General features: G+C 35.1%; 20 protein-coding genes and 1 riboswitch. Of the genes, 12 read left to right on the top strand and 8 right to left on the bottom strand.

Features of this window, described 5'->3' with window-relative positions; all coding sequences use genetic code 11:
• Positions 1 to 177 precede the first annotated feature (177 nt).
• The 3 genes from ACZ2V4_RS06230 to ACZ2V4_RS06220 all read left to right on the top strand — a co-directional run bounded on the left by ACZ2V4_RS06230 (position 178) and on the right by ACZ2V4_RS06220 (position 2,582).
• The gene (locus ACZ2V4_RS06230; RefSeq protein WP_283722063.1) at positions 178 to 1,170 is read left to right on the top strand and encodes a D-2-hydroxyacid dehydrogenase; all 993 of its coding nucleotides are present in this window, start codon (positions 178 to 180) and stop codon (positions 1,168 to 1,170) included.
• 147 nt (positions 1,171 to 1,317) lie between these two features.
• Entirely contained in the window at positions 1,318 to 2,208 is an 891-nt protein-coding gene (locus ACZ2V4_RS06225) for a TIGR01777 family oxidoreductase (protein ID WP_283722062.1), read from the top strand.
• A complete protein-coding gene (locus ACZ2V4_RS06220; RefSeq protein WP_283722061.1) occupies positions 2,205 to 2,582 on the top strand; it encodes a DUF1722 domain-containing protein in 378 nt (125 codons plus the stop codon). Before ACZ2V4_RS06225 ends, ACZ2V4_RS06220 begins: the two co-directional genes overlap by 4 nt.
• 150 nt (positions 2,583 to 2,732) lie before the next feature.
• On the opposite strand, the gene ACZ2V4_RS06215 is transcribed toward ACZ2V4_RS06220, so the two are convergent.
• Together ACZ2V4_RS06215 and ACZ2V4_RS06210 are read right to left on the bottom strand one after the other, a co-directional pair.
• Entirely contained in the window at positions 2,733 to 3,905 is a 1,173-nt protein-coding gene (locus tag ACZ2V4_RS06215) for an amidohydrolase (protein ID WP_283722060.1), read from the bottom strand.
• A 33-nt stretch (positions 3,906 to 3,938) separates the two neighbouring features.
• Positions 3,939 to 4,466: a hypothetical protein gene (locus ACZ2V4_RS06210; protein ID WP_283722059.1), complete on the bottom strand. Its 528-nt coding sequence runs from the start codon at positions 4,464 to 4,466 to the stop codon at positions 3,939 to 3,941.
• Between the two features lie 132 nt (positions 4,467 to 4,598).
• Here ACZ2V4_RS06210 and ACZ2V4_RS06205 point away from each other — a divergent pair, with 132 nt between their 5' ends.
• On the top strand, positions 4,599 to 5,087 hold the full coding sequence (locus ACZ2V4_RS06205) for a GNAT family N-acetyltransferase (RefSeq protein ID WP_219493497.1): 489 nt from the start codon (positions 4,599 to 4,601) through the stop codon (positions 5,085 to 5,087).
• A 26-nt stretch (positions 5,088 to 5,113) separates the two neighbouring features.
• On the top strand, positions 5,114 to 5,431 hold the full coding sequence (locus ACZ2V4_RS06200; RefSeq protein ID WP_283722058.1) for a thioredoxin family protein: 318 nt from the start codon (positions 5,114 to 5,116) through the stop codon (positions 5,429 to 5,431).
• A 104-nt stretch (positions 5,432 to 5,535) separates the two neighbouring features.
• Here the strand turns inward: ACZ2V4_RS06200 and ACZ2V4_RS06195 are convergent, their stop codons facing one another.
• Entirely contained in the window at positions 5,536 to 6,054 is a 519-nt protein-coding gene (locus ACZ2V4_RS06195; protein ID WP_219493495.1) for a hypothetical protein, read from the bottom strand.
• Between the two features lie 161 nt (positions 6,055 to 6,215).
• On the opposite strand from ACZ2V4_RS06195, the gene ACZ2V4_RS06190 reads away from it, so the two are divergent.
• From ACZ2V4_RS06190 to ACZ2V4_RS06160, 7 genes are all read left to right on the top strand, one after another.
• A complete protein-coding gene (locus tag ACZ2V4_RS06190) occupies positions 6,216 to 6,998 on the top strand; it encodes a catalase family protein (RefSeq protein WP_101040405.1) in 783 nt (260 codons plus the stop codon).
• Between the two features lie 74 nt (positions 6,999 to 7,072).
• Positions 7,073 to 7,168: riboswitch (SAM riboswitch) on the top strand.
• Positions 7,169 to 7,231: 63 nt separating this feature from the next.
• A complete protein-coding gene (locus tag ACZ2V4_RS06185; protein ID WP_283722056.1) occupies positions 7,232 to 8,509 on the top strand; it encodes an O-acetylhomoserine aminocarboxypropyltransferase/cysteine synthase family protein in 1,278 nt (425 codons plus the stop codon).
• Between the two features lies 1 nt (position 8,510).
• Positions 8,511 to 9,275 carry a homoserine O-acetyltransferase/O-succinyltransferase family protein gene (locus tag ACZ2V4_RS06180; RefSeq protein WP_490514635.1) on the top strand — a complete coding sequence of 255 codons (765 nt, stop codon included), beginning with the start codon at positions 8,511 to 8,513 and terminating at the stop codon, positions 9,273 to 9,275.
• Positions 9,276 to 9,387: 112 nt separating this feature from the next.
• Positions 9,388 to 10,308, top strand: a complete 921-nt coding sequence (locus tag ACZ2V4_RS06175) for a 3-hydroxyacyl-CoA dehydrogenase (RefSeq protein WP_219493485.1) — start codon at positions 9,388 to 9,390, stop codon at positions 10,306 to 10,308.
• Positions 10,309 to 10,440: 132 nt separating this feature from the next.
• The gene (locus tag ACZ2V4_RS06170) at positions 10,441 to 11,391 is read left to right on the top strand and encodes a 2-hydroxyacid dehydrogenase family protein (RefSeq protein ID WP_219493483.1); all 951 of its coding nucleotides are present in this window, start codon (positions 10,441 to 10,443) and stop codon (positions 11,389 to 11,391) included.
• Positions 11,392 to 11,606: 215 nt separating this feature from the next.
• Entirely contained in the window at positions 11,607 to 13,094 is a 1,488-nt protein-coding gene (locus ACZ2V4_RS06165) for a catalase (RefSeq protein WP_490514634.1), read from the top strand.
• Between the two features lie 33 nt (positions 13,095 to 13,127).
• Positions 13,128 to 13,616: a CHAP domain-containing protein gene (locus tag ACZ2V4_RS06160; protein ID WP_219493479.1), complete on the top strand. Its 489-nt coding sequence runs from the start codon at positions 13,128 to 13,130 to the stop codon at positions 13,614 to 13,616.
• An 18-nt stretch (positions 13,617 to 13,634) separates the two neighbouring features.
• Here the strand turns inward: ACZ2V4_RS06160 and ACZ2V4_RS06155 are convergent, their stop codons facing one another.
• From ACZ2V4_RS06155 to brnQ, 5 genes are all read right to left on the bottom strand, one after another.
• Positions 13,635 to 14,567: a ketopantoate reductase family protein gene (locus tag ACZ2V4_RS06155; protein ID WP_283722054.1), complete on the bottom strand. Its 933-nt coding sequence runs from the start codon at positions 14,565 to 14,567 to the stop codon at positions 13,635 to 13,637.
• Positions 14,568 to 14,621: 54 nt separating this feature from the next.
• The gene (locus tag ACZ2V4_RS06150; protein WP_283722053.1) at positions 14,622 to 15,812 is read right to left on the bottom strand and encodes an NAD(P)/FAD-dependent oxidoreductase; all 1,191 of its coding nucleotides are present in this window, start codon (positions 15,810 to 15,812) and stop codon (positions 14,622 to 14,624) included.
• Between the two features lie 195 nt (positions 15,813 to 16,007).
• Complete coding sequence (locus tag ACZ2V4_RS06145) at positions 16,008 to 16,706, bottom strand: cytochrome c oxidase assembly protein (protein WP_257886439.1); 699 nt, start codon at positions 16,704 to 16,706, stop codon at positions 16,008 to 16,010.
• 52 nt (positions 16,707 to 16,758) lie between these two features.
• Positions 16,759 to 17,205, bottom strand: a complete 447-nt coding sequence (locus ACZ2V4_RS06140; RefSeq protein WP_420496265.1) for a DUF2243 domain-containing protein — start codon at positions 17,203 to 17,205, stop codon at positions 16,759 to 16,761.
• A gap of 183 nt (positions 17,206 to 17,388) precedes the next feature.
• Complete coding sequence (gene brnQ / locus ACZ2V4_RS06135) at positions 17,389 to 18,759, bottom strand: branched-chain amino acid transport system II carrier protein (RefSeq protein WP_219493472.1); 1,371 nt, start codon at positions 18,757 to 18,759, stop codon at positions 17,389 to 17,391.
• Between the last annotated feature and the right edge of the window lie 47 nt (positions 18,760 to 18,806).

Below are 18,806 nucleotides of genomic sequence, written 5' to 3'. Positions count from 1 at the left end.
TACAGGTTTCGGACTTATCTTGAATGCAAAGATTACTGCATATCATCAATTTTAAAAAATAATTTAAATAATCAAACAATTTAAGCATTTGCCGTGAGTAATGAAAGCAATATAGGTACAATATAATTATTCATGCACATATGACATACATAACAATATGAACAGGAGCGATGCACAATGAAATTAATCATGTTTGGGACGAGAGAAGACGAAAAAAAGGCGGCATTAAGCTGGGCCGAGAAGAACAATGTAGAAATTACCTTTAATCCTAGTCCGTTAACTTTAGAGAACGTACATTTATTAGAAGAATACGACGGACTATCAACAAGTCAGACAGCACCATTTGAAGATGATATTTATGAAAAAATTGCAGCTCAAGGTATAAAGCAAGTTGCCCAGCGTTCTGCTGGCTTCGACATGTTCAATCTTGAGAAAGCAACTGCACACAACCTAATCATATCGAACGTTCCTAGTTATTCTCCAAATGCAATTGCAGAATATGCTGTAACTGCAGCCATGAACATTATTAGAAATACTGAAAAGATTCAAAATAAAGTAAAGCAACATGATTTTACCTGGAACAAATCCATCATCAGTAAAGAAATCCGTTCAATGACTGTTGCCATTATTGGGACTGGACGAATCGGTACGATTGCAGCTCAAATATTTAATGGCTTTGGTGCCAAAGTCATCGGCTATGATCTAGCTCCAAATGAAAAAGCAGAAGCATTCTTAACATATACAGACTCACTTGAAGAAGCAATTGGAAATGCAGATTTAATTTCAATACATATGCCACTTACAAAGGAAAATACGTATATGTTTGATAAGTCTTTATTTGCAAAAATGAAAGATGGTGTATTCATTGTCAATACTGCACGAGGAAAGATTGTAAACACTAAAGACTTGCTGGATGCATTAAATTCAGGAAAAGTAGCTGCTGCTGCCTTAGATACTTATGAAAATGAAGCACCTTATTTCCCGAAAGACTTTAGCGATAAATCAGTAGAAGATGACGTACTGCTAGAACTCATACAGCGTGAAGATGTTCTCATCTCTCAGCATATCGCTTTTTATACAGAAACTGCCGTAATGAACTTAGTAGAAGGTGGTCTTGATTCTGCAAAACAAGTCATTGAAACAGGTAGCTGTGATAATCGAGTAAATTAAAAGGAGGCGTATCCCTAGAATGTCATTAGCTCATACACAGAGCGCCATTAAATTTTAATTCTATACGTACTACCGAATTTTTATTCATTAAAATATTAATAAAAGGGTATAAGTATATAAAATACAATTTTAAAAGGGAGTGCTGTTATGACTAAAATATTAATGACTGGTGGAACCGGCCTTGTCGGAAACGCTTTACAACAAAAGTTTTCTTCTGAAGATGAAGTGTATATCCTTACACGTTCGGATAAAGAAAACCATGACAATATTACATATATCAATTGGGACAAAGAAAATTATGAGCAGAATATTCCTGATGTCGATCTCGTCATCAACTTAGCAGGAGCTTCTCTTAATCAACGATGGACGAAAGAACACAAAGAAGCGATACAAATCAGCAGAATCGAGTCTACAAAGAAATTGTTGCCTATCATCGATAACATGCAAAGTGTACCTCTACTCATTTCTGCAAGTGCGGTGGGTTATTATCCACCTTCAATTGAAGCAGTATATTCTGAACAAGATACGATTTCACCCTTTGATTTCTTATCTGAAACCGTGCATCTATGGGAAAAAGAGGCCAAAAAAATAGAGCAAAATGGAGCTGATGTTGCTTATGTACGTTTCGGCGTAATATTCTCCGACAAAGGCGGTGCACTACCGCTTATGATTAAGCCTTATCAATTATTTGCAGGGGGACCTATAGGTAAAGGTACACAACCTTACTCATGGATTCACCTGGATGATTTAGTCGATGCAATACTTTATATATATAAACATCGTTTGACAGGTATATATAATTTAACTGCACCCTACCCTGTAACGCAGCAGCAGCTTGGAAAAGTGATTGCTGAGACGATTCATCGTCCACATTATTTTGTTACCCCAACTAAATTAATCGAGCTTCTATTAGGCGAACAGTCGATCATGGTGACAAAAGGTCAAAGAGTATTACCAGAAAAATTATTAGCTGATGGTTTTAAATTTTCATATCCTAATGTCAAAATTGCACTATCAGATCTATTGAGGCAGTCATGAATAAGGAATCACGCAAACAAGTAGAACAATTATGGAAGCAAGAGAAATATAAAGTAATGTATTATAGTCAAAGACAATATCTATTGATTCGTCAAGAACTAAATAATGGATTAGATGAACCTCAGGTATTAGAGGACATTATTGAAGAGACTTACAATATGCAGCCGAGTGAAGGTTCAATGCGTAATAGCTTTGAACATATGTGGGGGTATTTTAAAAAGATTGCTGCCGAAGAGGAAAAAGCATATTTTTTCAGCCTTCTCACTGATGTTTCACGTAACGATAGAGACATTAAAAGCTATTTATTGTTACTGGCAACTCGGTATCGTGTCTCATACTTATTACAAAGTTCTATTCTTAAGGAAGCGGCTTAACGTTTCACATTTCTTCTTTAATCTATAGAGTTATTAATTATGCTCCTTATAAAGCTTTCACTTTTAAGTGTCTACTTTATAAGGAGTATATTAATAAATTGCCTTTTCAAGTGTGACAATACTTTTTGCCTATAAGGTATTTATTCCATTTTAAGCTTTTAAATAATCAAGCACAGCTACACCGACTGATTTTGCAGCTATCAGTAGTGCACTTTCATCGATATTAAATTTTGGATGATGATGAGGATAAACTTCACCATTTACGGGTGCTGCTCCAACATAAATAAATGCGGATGGCCGTTCTTTTGCGTAATACGCAAAATCTTCACTAGAAGGCTGTGGCTCTGTTAACTCTATAGGGATATCCTGCAAGTGGGTTCTAATACTTCTGGCTACCGCTTCAGTGAGTTCTGGATCATTGTATAGTGCAGGATAATCATCTAAGTAATCTAAATGACACTGCACACCATACATGACTTCTAGTCCATATGTAATTCTTTTGATTTCTGCTTCTATCTTCTTCTTTGTAGTATCCGTCAGTCCTCTGACATCGCCTTGTATCAATACACTATCCTTGATGACATTAAACTGTCCTTGTCCTTCGAACGAGCCAATGGTCACAACCCCCGTTTCAAACGGACTCAATCTTCTTGATACAATTGTTTGTAACGCATTAACATAGTAACTTGCAGCAACAATCGCATCATTCGCTGTATGTGGCGAAGAGCCATGGCCGCCACGCCCTTGAATTGTGAGTTTAAAGGCTGCACTGCCTGTTTGTGTATACCCTGGACGATAATATACTTTACCCGCTTCTAAATCTGAAATGACGTGTAGGCCAATCATATGGTCTATCTCATCAAGTATATTGTCATTAATCATCGCTAACGCACCACCAGGCGGAACTTCTTCTGCTGGTTGATGAATAATAACAATCTTGCCTTTCAATGTATCTTTAAGTTCATATAATGTTTCTGCTAGTACTAATAAATATGCCGTATGGGCATCGTGGCCACATGCATGCATTACGCCGGGATTATTCGAAGCGAAAGGCAGCCCAGTTTCTTCTTGAATGGCGAGTGCATCAAAGTCTGCCCGAATACCAATCGTTCGTCCCGGAATTCCACTATCAATCGTTACCTTTATACCTAAACCACCAATATTTGTTTCAACTGAAACATCCATATCTTCATAAAAATTTGTAATATATTCCGCTGTATTATCTTCTTTATATGAAAGCTCTGGATTTTCGTGCAAATATCTTCTGATTTCTATCATTCTTTGTTCTTTATGTTCGAGCTTTTCGATTAAACGCGCATGCATAAGACTCTCTCCTTCATTCACGACATTACACCATTACTTGCCAATAACCTTTTCAGGATAAACGACAAATTCTAAATCTTTTCCGTCATCCATAATTAAGTGACCTTCTCCAATCAAGTTATCCGACTTTGGTCCTAAATATGATTTGATAATATGGTTGTTAAATTTAAACTCATCAAGTACAGGTTTCATATCTGAACTAAATCTTATACCATTTTTTCGTACATCTGCTTTATACCCTTCACCCTCTGGTATTAAATAAATAAATGTTCTATAAGTCGCATCACTTCTTTCACCAGAAAATGAACTTAAAATGACGAGTGGGAGTTCCTTCTCCTCTACAACAATGCTTGTAGTAGCACTGGAAGCAATTTGTTTGTTGTCTAATTGAGCAAGATGACGATTCAATTCATCGGTATCTTTATAATGCTTACCTTCAATTTTCTTAATATCTGCTTTACTCAATTCAGGGTATTGATAATTCCATTGCCACAAAATAATAATCGCTGCTGTGATTACAATTAGGGTTATAAAACTTATTAGCTTTTTTTGGTTGTTCATATGCATCCACTCCTTTAACATTAGTTTACACTATCATTCCCTTATTTTAGAAATATATTTTAAATCATATTATTATACGTAATATTATAAATACGTTATGCTTTTAATATTAAAAAATTGTGGAGGTTTATAATGATTAGACATGCAACTCAGAATGACTTACCGAAAATATTGGACATTTATAATCATGCCATTTTAAATACAACAGCAATATATACTTATGAAAAAACGAGTTTGCTGGAACGTAAACAATGGTTAATGGAAAAAGAAAAGCAAGGGTATCCAGTGTTTATCTTTGAAATTGATGGTCGTGTAGCTGGTTTTGCTACTTATGGTCCTTTCAGAAACTTTGCAGCTTATCAATTTACCGTAGAACACTCTGTATATGTCTCACCTTATTTCAGACATATGGGTATCGGAGAAAAACTGCTGAGTCATATTATCGATAGTGCACGCAGCGAAGGTTACAAAACAATGGTAGCGGGTATCGATTCAGAAAATAAAGGTAGCATTTATCTACACAAAAAATTTAATTTTAAATATACAGGCACTTTAAAGGACGTTGGTTATAAGTTTAATAAATGGCTTGATCTTGATTTCTATCAGTTACTCTTGAAATAAATAATAAACTAGCAAGGAGATTTCACATGAAACAGATTCATACATATGATGAATTACAAACCTTTTTACAAAACAACGAAAAGGCACTTGTATACGTCATGACTACTGGTTGTTCAGTATGTCATGCAGATTATCCAAAAGTTAAGGCTCTTGCAACAGATATAAATATACCGTCTGTATATCTACTCGCAGACGAAGTTCCAGAAGCTGCGGGCCAGCTCAGTTTATTTTCTTCACCTGTCGTCATTTTATTTAATCATGAGAAAGAGTACCATCGACAAGCTCGTATTATCGATTTTGATATGCTAAAGCTACGTATCAATCAACTACTTCAAGAATATTAATTACCTTTACTCCATCTATCATTGAACCTGAACGATGCAGAAATAATATTTTCTGCATCGCTCAGGTTATTTAATAGCGTATATGCCCTTCTTATAATCGTACTCTATTCTACCTGGAACGCCACTTCTATACTATCGTCTACAAAAGAATGTCTGATACTATCTGCAAATGGGTTATCAAGTGGTGTGCCTACATAAATATGCACTTTATTCTCACCTATTTTTATACTGTCCTTAATCGGTTGCATCCCATCATATGTTTTTATTCTAATATCAGCAAGCTCTAGTTTATACTTCCCATTTTCCGGTACAACAAAAGCAAACCCTGAGTATGTCTGCTTATTTTCTTTGTATGAAACTTGTATAACATAAAATGGTGTCTTCCATTTTTTATTCGGCGTATAGATTGCGGATACAAGATCATCACTTTTAATCACATCGTTCACCAATGCCTTTTGCGCTTCTTCCATAGAATTGTAGGTGCCTTTTTCTATCGCCTTAATTTCTTTCGTCTTCACTTCATGTTGCGCTGTATCCTGCGGTAATTTCTGCCATACAATCAGTGAAAATAAAATAATTGCTAGTAAACATCCAAACACCAATACTTTCTGGTGGTTATTCATATAGATTCCCCCTAACATTTAACATCTCTTAATACCATTATATCGAAAAACAAGAGATAAAGTAAGCGTTTTCAAATATGTTTGAGGAATAAAAATTTGTATGTAGTATTATATATTTAAAATATGGATAAACATATTAAAAATAACAAGCAGGTGACTTTATGGATAACGCTACTTTTATCGTTGATACAATTGAACGCTATGCAACTACAACACGAGGTGCTAAAAGAGCACATGCTAAAGGAAACCAATATATAGGGAAACTACAGTTAAATGAGATGGGAAAACGGATATTCAATTTAGACGATACACAATTAGATGTGATTGTCAGACTTTCAGACGCACCTCCCAATAGAAATGTACCTTCTAATCTAGTACCACTTAAAGGACTTGCGTTGCATATTAAGCAGGCACATATTAATCTTGTGATGGTAACATTTCCGTACTTCCCCTGGACAAAAGAGGTCTCTATAGTGAAAATCGCTCAATACATACATGCCATTCATAAAAGTGAAAGTAAATTATTGAAAATTAATTTATTAAGACATTTATTAAAAATTGAAGATTTCAATAAGCATCTTATGAAGTTTATTCTTAATCAACCGATCAAGACAACTATGAATCAAACATTTCATAACTTACATTATTTTAAATACAATGAACAATTTATAAGATTTCATGCACGTAAGAAGTACAATCAAATAACATTATATGCCGAAATTTATGATGAGATTAAACCGATTTCAGAATTACGGAAAGACGCTGTTATTGAAGAAATTGCTCATATTGAACTTACATCCGAAACAAGCGAAACATATACTACGTTCGACCCGTTGCAAACTGGATCACTGGATGCTGTCTATGACGAAATATTAAATTTACGTTCAGAGATGTATAAAATATCAAATCAACATAGAAACGAAGAAGGCATAACCTTAGAATAAAATATTTTAAAAATTCAAATTATAGTTTGACAATTTTTAAAATGCGTTATATTATACTAATTAACAATTTCATATGCTTATCCAGAGTGGTGGAGGGACTGGCCCTATGAAACCCGGCAACCTATTAATTTAGGTGCTAATTCCAGCAGGTATATCCTGAAAGATAAGGTATTTTATGAGTCTATCTTTTAGGTAGACTCTTTTTTTATATTAATTTACGAGGAGGTCATCATATGACAAATTCATTCCATTTTGAAACCATTCAGGTTCACGCCGGCCATTCAGTTGATAGTGCATCTCATTCACGTGCTGTGCCTATCTACCAAACTTCTTCTTTCGTGTTTGATGACACGGAGCATGCTGCTAATTTATTCGGTTTGAAAGAAGCAGGTAATATTTATTCAAGATTGACTAATCCTACAAACGCAGTCTTAGAAGAACGTGTTGCCCAGCTTGAAGGAGGCGTTGCTGCTGTGGCAGTATCTTCGGGCATGGCCGCAATTACGTATGCAATCTTAGCACTTGCATCAAGTGGAGATCATATCGTTTCATCTGCATCACTATATGGCGGGACACATACATTATTCAGTCACACTTTACCGAAATATGGTATTGAGGTTGATATCGTAGACACTTCAAATATCGACAATATTAGAAATGCTATTAAAGGTAATACTAAAGCTATCTTTATTGAAACGATTGGTAATCCTGAAGGTAATATCGAAGACTTCGAACAACTGTCAGCCATCGCAAAGTCAGCAGATATTCCACTGATTGTAGATAACACATTTGCTTCCCCTTATTTATTCCGTCCAATTGAACACGGTGCTCATATCGTTGTGCATTCAGCCACTAAATTTATTGGTGGACATGGTAATTCTATCGGCGGAATTATAGTAGATGGTGGGAACTTTAATTGGGATAACGGCAAATTTAAAGGGCTTTCTGCACCTGATGCATCATATCATAACTTAGTATTTACAGAAGCCTTTAAAGACGCTGCATATGCTGCTAAGATTCGTACTACATTATTACGAGATACTGGCGCATCACTTTCACCATTTAATGCTTTCTTACTAATCCAAGGACTTGAAACACTTTCCTTACGCGTAGAAAGACATGTAGAAAATGCTCAGAAAGTAGCAGAGTATCTTGAATCACATCCAAAAGTTGCATGGGTGAAATATGCCGGATTATCTTCAAGCAAATACTTTAACTTAAAACAAAAGTATTTACCTAATGGTGCTGGATCTATTTTTACATTTGGTGTTACTGGAGGTTATGAAGCTGGTAAGAAGTTCATTGAATCACTAGAATTATTTTCATTGCTTGCAAATGTCGGCGATGCTAAATCACTAGTAATACACCCTGCAAGTACCACGCATGCACAATTGACTGACAGCGAGCAACTTGAAGCTGGTGTTCGACCAGAAACCATCCGTTTATCTATCGGGATTGAGCATGTTGATGATATTATAGCTGATTTAGAGAAGGGACTCTCTGCAATATAATATGACAGTACGTCTTCTCATCATCAATCTCCTGCCAGATAAACAAGCAACAGAACAACACTTTAAAAGAATAACAGATGCATTAAGTTTTGATATTAAGACTGAATATCTCTATCTGACTTCACACCATTACAAAAATACGAGCATCTCCTACTTAAAGCAGCATTATAAGTGTTTGAAAGATATTAAGGATACTGATTATGACGCCATGATTATTACTGGTGCAGCGCTAGAGCATCTGGAATTTAATGAAGTTACCTATATTGATGAACTCAATAAAATTATAGAATGGTCCAAAGAACATATTAAAAAAAGGATTTTCATTTGCTGGGCAGCACAGTATGCCCTCTATAAGAACTACGGTATCAAACCTATAAAAAATGAGAAAAAGTTGTCGGGAATATATCTTTATAACATTAATCCATCCCATCCCCTTTATAAAGATAGAACATACTATTATTCACCTCAGTCTAGGTACATGCAAATTAACCCCGAAATAAAAGCAATTAATGATCTGAGCTTAATATCGTATAAAGGAAATGATATCGACATAATAACGAATAAAAAACATACTGATTATTACTTTGCCGGACATTTAGAATACAATCAATATACATTAGCTAAAGAATATGAACGCGATTTAAAAATAAATAGTGATACCCCTATCCCTGAAAATTATTTTATAGATGACTCTATCACACCTTTAGAAGCAAGATGGTATAGTAGTGCTGAAGAAATCTATAAATTTATTCTAAAAAAAGAATAAACGTCAAATTCACATCATTTGTCTTTTATCATACAGATAGCCATTAGCCGTCCTTTTATATTCAGAATATTGTGATATATTAAAAACAATAACATATTTAGGAGATGGTGATATGGATATTAAAAACGTAACCGTCGTCGGAGCAGGCGTCTTAGGTAGCCAAATTGCTTTTCAAGCTGCATTCTTTGGATTTAAGGTCACGTTGTATGATATAAATGATGAGGCTGTTAAAGCAGGACGAGAGAAATTACAGAAATTAGTACCAATATATGCTGATTATTTCAATAATGAAAAACTGGCACAGGAGACCTTGAATAAAATTAAAATTACATCTGACCTAGAGGCATCTCTTAAAGATTCAGATTTAATGATTGAAGCAATTCCTGAATTATTCAATATTAAAGTAGATTTCTACAAATCTGTGGCTAATCTTGCACCAGAAAAGACTATTTTTGCAACGAATTCATCTACAATGATGCCAAGTCAATTCAGAGAATATACAGGAAGAGAAGAGAAATTCCTCGCGCTGCATTTCGCTAATGAAGTGTGGAAAAATAATACGGGTGAAGTTATGGGACATGATAGAACTCATGAACAGTATGTTCAGGATGTCCTAACTTTCGCTGCTGAAATAGGCATGATTCCAATACATGTAAAAAAAGAACAGCCTGGATACGTATTAAATTCTCTGCTTGTACCATTACTACAGGCTGCAGAACAATTATACGCTCATGGTATTGCAGATATCGAAACGATTGATCGTACTTGGATGGCAGCAACCGGCGCTCCTCTAGGACCATTTGCTATTTTAGATGTCGTAGGTTTAAATACCGCTTATAATATTGCTACTGCTTCTGCTAGTGCAAATCCAGCTATGCATGCAGTTGCTGAAATGCTAAAAAAAGACTACGTCGACAAAGGGAATTTAGGTACTTCAACTGGAGAAGGATTTTACAAATATCCTAACCCTAGTTATAGAGAAGAAAGCTTTGTTAAAAAAACTATGAAAAAAAGAGATAAGGGTGATGCGTAATCCCCTTATCTCTCTTTTTATATAAACCATCTGCAGTTATAACCATAGTTATGAAATGAATACCATATAATATGAAACTACATTTTAATTTGTTAAGATAAAGGTAAATAAAAGTTACGGAGGGGATCATATATGAAAGTATTAGTAGCAGGTGAAATTCCAGAAAAAGGCTTAGCCTTTTTAAAAGAGCATTTTGAAGTTGATTTGTTTGAAGGAGAAAAACTCATCACAAAAGAAGAGCTCATTGATCGTATTAAAGATAAAGATGCACTCGTAAGCCTATTATCTACAAATGTTGATAAAACAGTAATTGATGCAGCACCCAATCTTCAAATCATCGCTAACTACGGTGCAGGATTTAATAATATTGAATATAAGTACGCACGTGAAAAAGGCATTGATGTTACCAATACACCAAAAGCTTCAACAAATGCGACAGCCGATTTAACTATGGCTCTACTCTTAGCAAGTGCGCGTCGTGTTGTTGAAGGAGATAATTTATGCCGTACAACTGGTTTTAATGGCTGGGCACCTCTGTTCTTTCGTGGCCGAGAAGTATCCGGAAAAACATTAGGAATTATCGGGTTAGGTGAAATCGGACTAGCTGTAGCAAGACGTGCGAAAGGTTTTGACATGAACATTTTATATGCGGGTCCAAATCGCCATGAAGAACGCGAAAAAGGAATTGATGCAACATACGTTTCTTTAGAAGAACTACTTAAGCAATCTGATTTTATTACAATCAACGCTGCATACAATCCTTCTATGAAACATATGATCGATAAAGAACAGCTTGAAATGATGAAGCCTACTGCATATTTAATTAATGCTTCTCGTGGTCCCGTCGTACATGAAGCAGCTTTAGCAGATGCTTTAGAAGACAAAGTAATTGAAGGTGCCGCACTTGATGTCTTTGAATTTGAACCTGAAATTAACGACAAGCTCAAAACATTAGATAACGTTGTGATTACACCACATATTGGCAATGCAACATTTGAAGCACGTGATATGATGGCTGATATCGTAACACAAAATATCTTTAAAAAGCTTAATGACAAGACACCTGAATATATTATCAACTAACAGACCTATAATATTCGTATTACACCTTAAAAACGTGCAGTTCAGTAAAACTTTACTTACTGTACGTTCTTTAATTTTCATAATTATAAGTGGCAACACTTTCTACCAATTGTTATTATCTATTTAATAATAAATTCATCGTTCTAGTTGCATTTATCTTTTTTGTAAATTATAATAATTATTAAGAAATAATTATTATAATTTGGGAGGTAACTATGGAAAATAACAACAAAAAATTACGTGGTTTATTTGGTGCACCTGTTGGAGATAGAGAAAATTCAATGACTGCAGGTCCTCGTGGTCCATTACTAATGCAAGATATCTACTTCTTGGAACAAATGGCGCACTTTGACCGTGAAGTCATTCCTGAAAGAAGAATGCATGCCAAAGGCTCCGGTGCATTCGGGACTTTTACGGTTACACATGACATTACACAATATACAAGTGCTAAGATTTTCTCAGAAATCGGTAAACAAACTGAAATGTTTGCACGTTTTTCTACTGTATCTGGTGAACGTGGAGCAGCAGATGCTGAACGCGATATCAGAGGATTTGCCCTTAAATTTTATACAGAAGATGGAAACTGGGATTTAGTAGGTAACAATACACCTGTATTCTTCTTCCGTGACCCTAAATTATTCGCAAGTTTAAATCACGTTGTGAAGCGCGATCCAAAGACTAATATGCATAACCCTGAAAGTAACTGGGATTTCTGGACTTCACTTCCTGAAGCGTTACATCAAGTAACAATTCTAATGAGTGACCGTGGTATTCCAAATGGCTTCCGACACATGCACGGGTTTGGTTCTCATACATACAGCATGTATAATGACGCCGGTGAACGCGTATGGGTGAAATTCCACTTTAGAACTGAACAAGGCATTGAGAACTTAACTTCAGATGAAGCAGATGCTATTATTGCAAGCGATAGAGAATCAAGTCAGCGCGACTTATTCAATGCAATTGAAGAAGGTAATTTCCCAAAATGGAAAATGTATATTCAAGTCATGACAGATGAACAAGCAAAAAACCATAAAGATAATCCATTCGACTTAACAAAAGTATGGTACAAAGGTGAGTATCCATTAATTCCAGTAGGAGAATTCGAATTAAATCGTAATCCAGAAAACTATTTTGCTGAAGTGGAACAAGCTGCATTTGCACCTACTAATATTATACCTGGACTTGACTTCTCTCCTGACAAGATGTTACAAGGGCGTTTATTCTCATATGGAGATACGCAACGTTATCGTCTAGGGGTTAATCACTTCCAGATACCAGTGAACCAGCCAAAAGGCCTAACAGGAGGGGGATGCCCATTCTCTCGTGATGGACAAATGCGTGTCGATGGTAATTTAGGAGGTCATACTAACTACTATCCAAATCAGTATGGTGATCACCAAGATGATGCACGTTATAAAAAACCTGCATTAGAACTTGATGGTGCAGCTTACGAATGGAACTTCCGTGAAGATGATAATAATTATTTTGAACAGCCAGGACGTCTGTTCAACCTATTATCACCTGAAGAACAACAGCGTTTATTCGAAAATACTGCAAATGAAATGGCGCCAGTTTCAGAACATATTAAACATCGTCACATCAGACATTGTTATAAAGCAGATCCGTTATACGGACAAGGTGTTGCTCAAGCAATGGGCATTAATATTAACGATGTAGATTTAGAAGCTGAAGATAAATAATCATTAATTTAAATCCACATAATGGAGATTGTAATGAAAAGATTCATAACAATGATATTTGTAATCATAATTTTAAGTGCTGGTCTATATACGTTGTTAAACAAACATGAACTGGCTAATAAATTTGACGAGATTACTCTTTCCCTCTTGCCAGATCCAATGGCTTTAAATACTTACACGGATGGACAATGTACTGCCTATGCATTCGATAAAGTGAAAGAGAATGAAACAATGATTGAACGTGACTGGCATGACGCAAAATATTGGGCTGATGCAGCACAAAAAGATGGTTATCTCGTCAACAAAACACCTAAAGAAGGTTCCATATTACAATCTTCAAGAGGGTCATTGGGCCATGTTGCATATATTGAGCATGTATATAAAAATGGTAATTTTAAGATATCAGAAATGAATTACTCAGAGCCTTTCAAAATTACGAGTAGAATATTAACTCCACAAGATGTGACACGTTATAATATTATTCATCCTAAAGTTAATCCTAAACAAAAAGAAGCTTCCTAAATTTAGGAAGCTTCTTTTTTATGCATATTTCATTTCCAACTGATGAATCAAATGCGTAATTAAGTCATTTGTAGGTGTTTCAATACCGAGCTCATCACCATATTTAGCAATCTGCCCGTTTAAATAATCAATTTCAGTCAGACGTTTATTCGTATAATCTTGGTGCATCGACGGATGATGTAATCCCTGCGCTTCATTAGGATAAGTAGCCTCAATCTTCGCTAGCAACGTTTCAAATACAACGTTCGTACCACGTGCATTTGCCACTGCAACAAGTTCTTTTAATATTGGCGTTAACATTTCACGTGCATCTTCATATTCACCAAACTCTCCAATCGTTTTATCAAGGATTGTACATAAAGGATTCAGCACACTATTCACTGCTACTTTAGACCATATTGAGAAGAATACATCGTCACTAATCTTAGCATTTAATCCTGCGTTATCTAATACTTGCACAATCCTTTCAGTACGTTCATCAGGTTGTCCATCTGAACGTTGACATTCTATACCACCTTTCCCTTCAAGTAACAATTGACCAGGTCCTCTAAGACCTGCTGTCCACATTGTTACCGCTAAGAAAATTTGAGACTTTGGAACATACTTCGACAAGTAATCTGCATGTCCTAATCCATTCATCATTGAAAGAATTGCCGTGCTTTCAGTAATTGCACCAATGTCTTTTAATGCTTTTAACATATCATCTGCATACATTGCTTTCGTTAATAATATAATTAAATCAAATTTTTCTTTAACTTCTTCCGGTTGCATCGCTGGTATTTGAAGCGTATATGTTTCTGTTTCTGTTTGAATTTCCATACCATTTTTGTTGATTTCATCGATGTGATCTTGCCAACGATCAATCAACACCACGTCTTCACCGTTTTGCTTTAAATAAGTTCCAATTCTACCACCCATTGCACCTGCTCCGGCGATTGCGATTTTATACATATGAATTCCTCCTTAAATGTCTTCTTATTCTTCGTTCTGATACCAAAAATCCATCTATCTTTTCAATTTAAATATCTCGCTTAGAGGATTGTACTTCCCGTCTATCATATCCAGTAGCAACTTGCTGCCGAAAGATGAATACACAGTCCCATTTCCTCCGTAACCATATAGACCATAAACTTCAGCATTATCTTCTAGCTTGCCGATAAACGGTTTCCCATCTTTTGTTTCACCAAAGCGTGCTCCATATGCATAATCCATCTCTACTTCTATATTAGAAAACAACTTATTAAATGCTTTTATTAATTGTTTCCCTCTTTTGTCAATATGTCGCTTTGATGGAATTTTATCTGTAGACTCATCTAGACCGCCAATCAACACTCTATTTCCTGGGACATGTCTTATATATAGATATGGTCTGGCAGATTCCCAGATCATCACTTTATCTTTCCAGAAATTATTATGAATCGGTTTTGTTACTACAGCATAACTGGCTACAAATGCTTCTCTATGAATATATTTTTTTGTTATCTTATTTTTAGCATAGCCAGTTGTCATTATTAGATGTTTTGCCAATACTTTTCGGTCCGCAAGTTTACATTCAATAATATCATCATATGCTTTATAAGAAGTAAGTTCACAATGCTCAATACAATGGAGATTGTAATGTGTATGTGCATATTTAACGAGTTCATTAACAAATATATATGGATTAATCTCAGCATCTTCACGAGTTATCAGTGCGTTATGCTTATTTATTCCATATTCTGATTTCAACCGTTCATCTGCCACATATTCCGCCGGAAAACCATAGCGTTTCAATGCATTGTATTCATCTATAATCGTTTGTCGATGTTTTTTCTTAGATGCATAGAATAAACTATCCCTTTGTATAAAATTAACATCCGGATGCAGTAACTTTGAAATCTCTCCGATGTCTTGTAAACCTTCTTTACTCGCTTTATAAAAATGATAAGCTTCTAATACTCCAAAATCCTCAACACATTCATGCAGCAGTTTATCACTCATATATTGCATTAATCCTGTATTTGCAGCACTACTACCGCTACCTATTTCGTGTTGTTCAACAATAAGCGTGCGATATCCTGCTTTCGAGAAACGGTAAGCACAAAGTGCACCACTCATCCCTCCACCGATAATCACAACATCATATTCCGCTTCTAAACTATCATTATAATCTTCTTTCACATATGTATGGGGCCAATACAAATTTCCGTTATGCATATCGATTACCTCTTTCCATGTAGTTATGATAATATTTAGTTCATAATTTATGATATTCCCAATTTTATAAGTCAAATGCAAAACGACAACATCGATAGTGAGTTAGCGGTTGTTAATGATTAATAATTTAAAAGTGAGATGATTAAACTCCGCTAAGCTTTATTAGAATAATAATCTAGAAAGTATTGACTGCTCTCATCTATCTTCAGGTTTTCTTTGTATTATTAAATGTTTATTGGGTCTCACAGAGTAATACCAATTTCGACATAACAGATAGATGATAATAAGTTCTATGACATCTCCTCCATAGTACATAATCATCGCTCCTTTTTCTGCATCTATCTTCTCGACGCCAACAGGAGGATAAGGATAAAACGACTTAGATAATATCTGATGTAACGCAATAGATACGATGAGTACAATAGATCTCAACTTAAATGAATATCTATGCATCATCGGTTCGAAAGCAAGAATCACACTTGTAAAAAGATAGCCTGCTAAAAATATATGAAGATGTACCAGATAATAAACTAACATCGATTCATGCATAAGAGAAAATAATGGGGTACGATAGAGCACCCATAATCCGCCTATATTAAGTATAAGCGCAGTCACTGGATGTGATATAAAAGAAACGTATCTAGATTGCATCAAACGCGACACTTTTCTACTAAAGTTAACAGAACTCGTCTTTAATAACAGCGTAACTGGTCTGCTAAGTACAAGTAATAGTGGTGAAAGCATCCCAAGCAATAAATGACCGTACATATGATAATCAAAGCGATGGTGCATCATTGAAGCAAATGGTTCTACCATAACACTCGCTCCAAAAATAAGACCAGCTATCCATAATAAAAGTCTGTGTAATGGCCAGCTTCGATCTTTTAAGTACATATTGCTATACCAAAGCGCAAGGATTAATCCAATTACAATAAAAGTAGCACTATTATGTTGCATGTATGATGTCTCTTTTTCTTGAAAGTAAATATCCGATTAAAATCATGAGACCCCCTGTAATCAACCAGACAATGTCATATGTAATTACATTATCTACATACCTTATTTGATGCATTCTTAATACTTTATGATTAATAATTCCATCATATACTTGAAATGATCCCATACCCATTAATGCTCTACCTAGCCAATAACGCCAGTTAACCTTTACTTTTCTACGTGCATCAGACAGTAAGAATAAACCGAATATTATAAAGAAGCCGCACATTGCATTAAGTATTCCATCTGAAATCAAGCCAACTTTATTTGTCATCTTGTCATAAAAGTGATGCCACTGCAAGAACTGATGAAAAATAATCTCATCAATAAATCCAGCCAGTCCGATACCGAACATAAAACCTGACCAGCGATATGATTTTATCTGTTTATCTACCATAAAAACCCTCCTTTATATTCTTCTTTCACATACCCTCTTAAACAAGAGTTAATGAAAAAAAGATAATAAGTCAGAAATTTTATTTATCTTCAATTATTAAAGAAATACGGAATTGAATGATTTCTATCTTTCATAATTTTAAAACACCTTACAGATTTCCTGTAAGGTGTTTCACGTGAAATATTAAGCCTCTGTGATGGACTTCTTCCCTCTTGCTAAATAAACGATACATCCAATCACAAATCCGATTACTGCCGGCAATACCCATCCCATCCCAATCGATGAGAGGGGCAAATAGTGATCTCCAAAGTTCACGATTCCTTTGGCGAATGCTGTATTCGCAATAAACTCAGGACTTGCTTTTAAACCATCCACAAACGCTGCAATCATCGTAAAGTACGTTGTAAATTGATAAACTGTACGTGAATGATTAAAATACTTACTGAATAACGTCAGTAAAATAAGCGTGATCGCTAATGGATATAAAAACATTAATACTGGTATAGAATATGTAATTATCTTTGTTAATCCCACATTAGCAATGACGAATGAAACGATACTCACAACTGTTGCAAACATTAAATAGTTACGTTTTGGGAATAATTCTGTAAATGTTTCTGAGAATGCTGTAATTAATCCAATTGCTGTCTTTAAACAAGCTACAATAATGATTAATGATAATAAAATAATACCGTAATCACCTAAGTAGTAATGTGCAATTTGAGCTAATGCAATCCCACCGTTTTCACTCACTTTAAACTGGCCTAAACTCATCGTTCCCATAAGGGCAAGCAATGTATAGATTAGTCCCATAAGTATAATACTGATAAATCCGGATTTCACCGTTTCTTTCGCGATATGCGCAGGGTTTGTAATCCCTAATTTCTTAATTGTCGTTACAATAATAATACCAAACGCAAGTGAAGCGAGCGCGTCTAATGTGTTGTAGCCATCGATAAAACCTTTAAGTACGGCGTTGGATTGATAGTCGGCCTGTACAGGCGCGCTTCCAATGCTTCCCATCGGTTTAATAAATGCAAGTAACATTAAAATCCCTAAAAGAAATAAAAAGACAGGATTTAAGAATTTACCGATATAATCCAATATTTTAGAAGGTTTACGTGAGAACATCCATGCAACTAAAAAGAATAATAAACTAAAAATAAATAAAAACAATTTTCCGTTTTGTTCTGTCACGTATGAAGAAAAACCAATTTCAAAGGATGTTGTGGCAAGTCTTGGCAATGCAAATAACGGTCCGATCACTAAATATAGAAGGATCGTGAATATGTATGCATATGAACGGTTAACTCGACTTGAAATATCAAATACACCATTTGTTTTAGATATACCAATGGCGATTATACCTAAGAATGGTAAACCAATCGCGGTAATGAGAAATCCTAAGTTTGTAAGCCATACATTGCTACCTGCTGTTTGACCGAAATGAATCGGGAAAATTAAATTTCCAGCCCCGAAGAACAGTCCAAACAGCATTGATCCGATAAACATATTTTCTTTAAATGTTAATTTCGTTTTAGCGTTAATAATCATACACTCCTTCATTGTGAATTTAGTTTTTAATTATATCACTTTAAAGT

It is taken from the genome of Macrococcus sp. CoH-51_TC_04 (assembly GCF_058188655.1).
This window is presented reverse-complemented; position numbering and strand designations above follow the sequence as displayed.

Excerpts from the sequence above, each read along its gene's own strand:
- ACZ2V4_RS06230 (WP_283722063.1), top strand. The coding sequence starts at position 178 with ATGAAATTAATCATGTTTGGGACGAGAGAAGACGAAAAAAAGGCGGCA.
- ACZ2V4_RS06225 (WP_283722062.1), top strand. The coding sequence starts at position 1,318 with ATGACTAAAATATTAATGACTGGTGGAACCGGCCTTGTCGGAAACGCT.
- ACZ2V4_RS06220 (WP_283722061.1), top strand. The coding sequence starts at position 2,205 with ATGAATAAGGAATCACGCAAACAAGTAGAACAATTATGGAAGCAAGAG.
- ACZ2V4_RS06215 (WP_283722060.1), bottom strand. The coding sequence starts at position 3,905 with ATGCATGCGCGTTTAATCGAAAAGCTCGAACATAAAGAACAAAGAATG.
- ACZ2V4_RS06210 (WP_283722059.1), bottom strand. The coding sequence starts at position 4,466 with ATGAACAACCAAAAAAAGCTAATAAGTTTTATAACCCTAATTGTAATC.
- ACZ2V4_RS06205 (WP_219493497.1), top strand. The coding sequence starts at position 4,599 with ATGATTAGACATGCAACTCAGAATGACTTACCGAAAATATTGGACATT.
- ACZ2V4_RS06200 (WP_283722058.1), top strand. The coding sequence starts at position 5,114 with ATGAAACAGATTCATACATATGATGAATTACAAACCTTTTTACAAAAC.
- ACZ2V4_RS06195 (WP_219493495.1), bottom strand. The coding sequence starts at position 6,054 with ATGAATAACCACCAGAAAGTATTGGTGTTTGGATGTTTACTAGCAATT.
- ACZ2V4_RS06190 (WP_101040405.1), top strand. The coding sequence starts at position 6,216 with ATGGATAACGCTACTTTTATCGTTGATACAATTGAACGCTATGCAACT.
- ACZ2V4_RS06185 (WP_283722056.1), top strand. The coding sequence starts at position 7,232 with ATGACAAATTCATTCCATTTTGAAACCATTCAGGTTCACGCCGGCCAT.
- ACZ2V4_RS06180 (WP_490514635.1), top strand. The coding sequence starts at position 8,511 with ATGACAGTACGTCTTCTCATCATCAATCTCCTGCCAGATAAACAAGCA.
- ACZ2V4_RS06175 (WP_219493485.1), top strand. The coding sequence starts at position 9,388 with ATGGATATTAAAAACGTAACCGTCGTCGGAGCAGGCGTCTTAGGTAGC.
- ACZ2V4_RS06170 (WP_219493483.1), top strand. The coding sequence starts at position 10,441 with ATGAAAGTATTAGTAGCAGGTGAAATTCCAGAAAAAGGCTTAGCCTTT.
- ACZ2V4_RS06165 (WP_490514634.1), top strand. The coding sequence starts at position 11,607 with ATGGAAAATAACAACAAAAAATTACGTGGTTTATTTGGTGCACCTGTT.
- ACZ2V4_RS06160 (WP_219493479.1), top strand. The coding sequence starts at position 13,128 with ATGAAAAGATTCATAACAATGATATTTGTAATCATAATTTTAAGTGCT.
- ACZ2V4_RS06155 (WP_283722054.1), bottom strand. The coding sequence starts at position 14,567 with ATGTATAAAATCGCAATCGCCGGAGCAGGTGCAATGGGTGGTAGAATT.
- ACZ2V4_RS06150 (WP_283722053.1), bottom strand. The coding sequence starts at position 15,812 with ATGCATAACGGAAATTTGTATTGGCCCCATACATATGTGAAAGAAGAT.
- ACZ2V4_RS06145 (WP_257886439.1), bottom strand. The coding sequence starts at position 16,706 with ATGTACTTAAAAGATCGAAGCTGGCCATTACACAGACTTTTATTATGG.
- ACZ2V4_RS06140 (WP_420496265.1), bottom strand. The coding sequence starts at position 17,205 with ATGGTAGATAAACAGATAAAATCATATCGCTGGTCAGGTTTTATGTTC.
- brnQ (WP_219493472.1), bottom strand. The coding sequence starts at position 18,759 with ATGATTATTAACGCTAAAACGAAATTAACATTTAAAGAAAATATGTTT.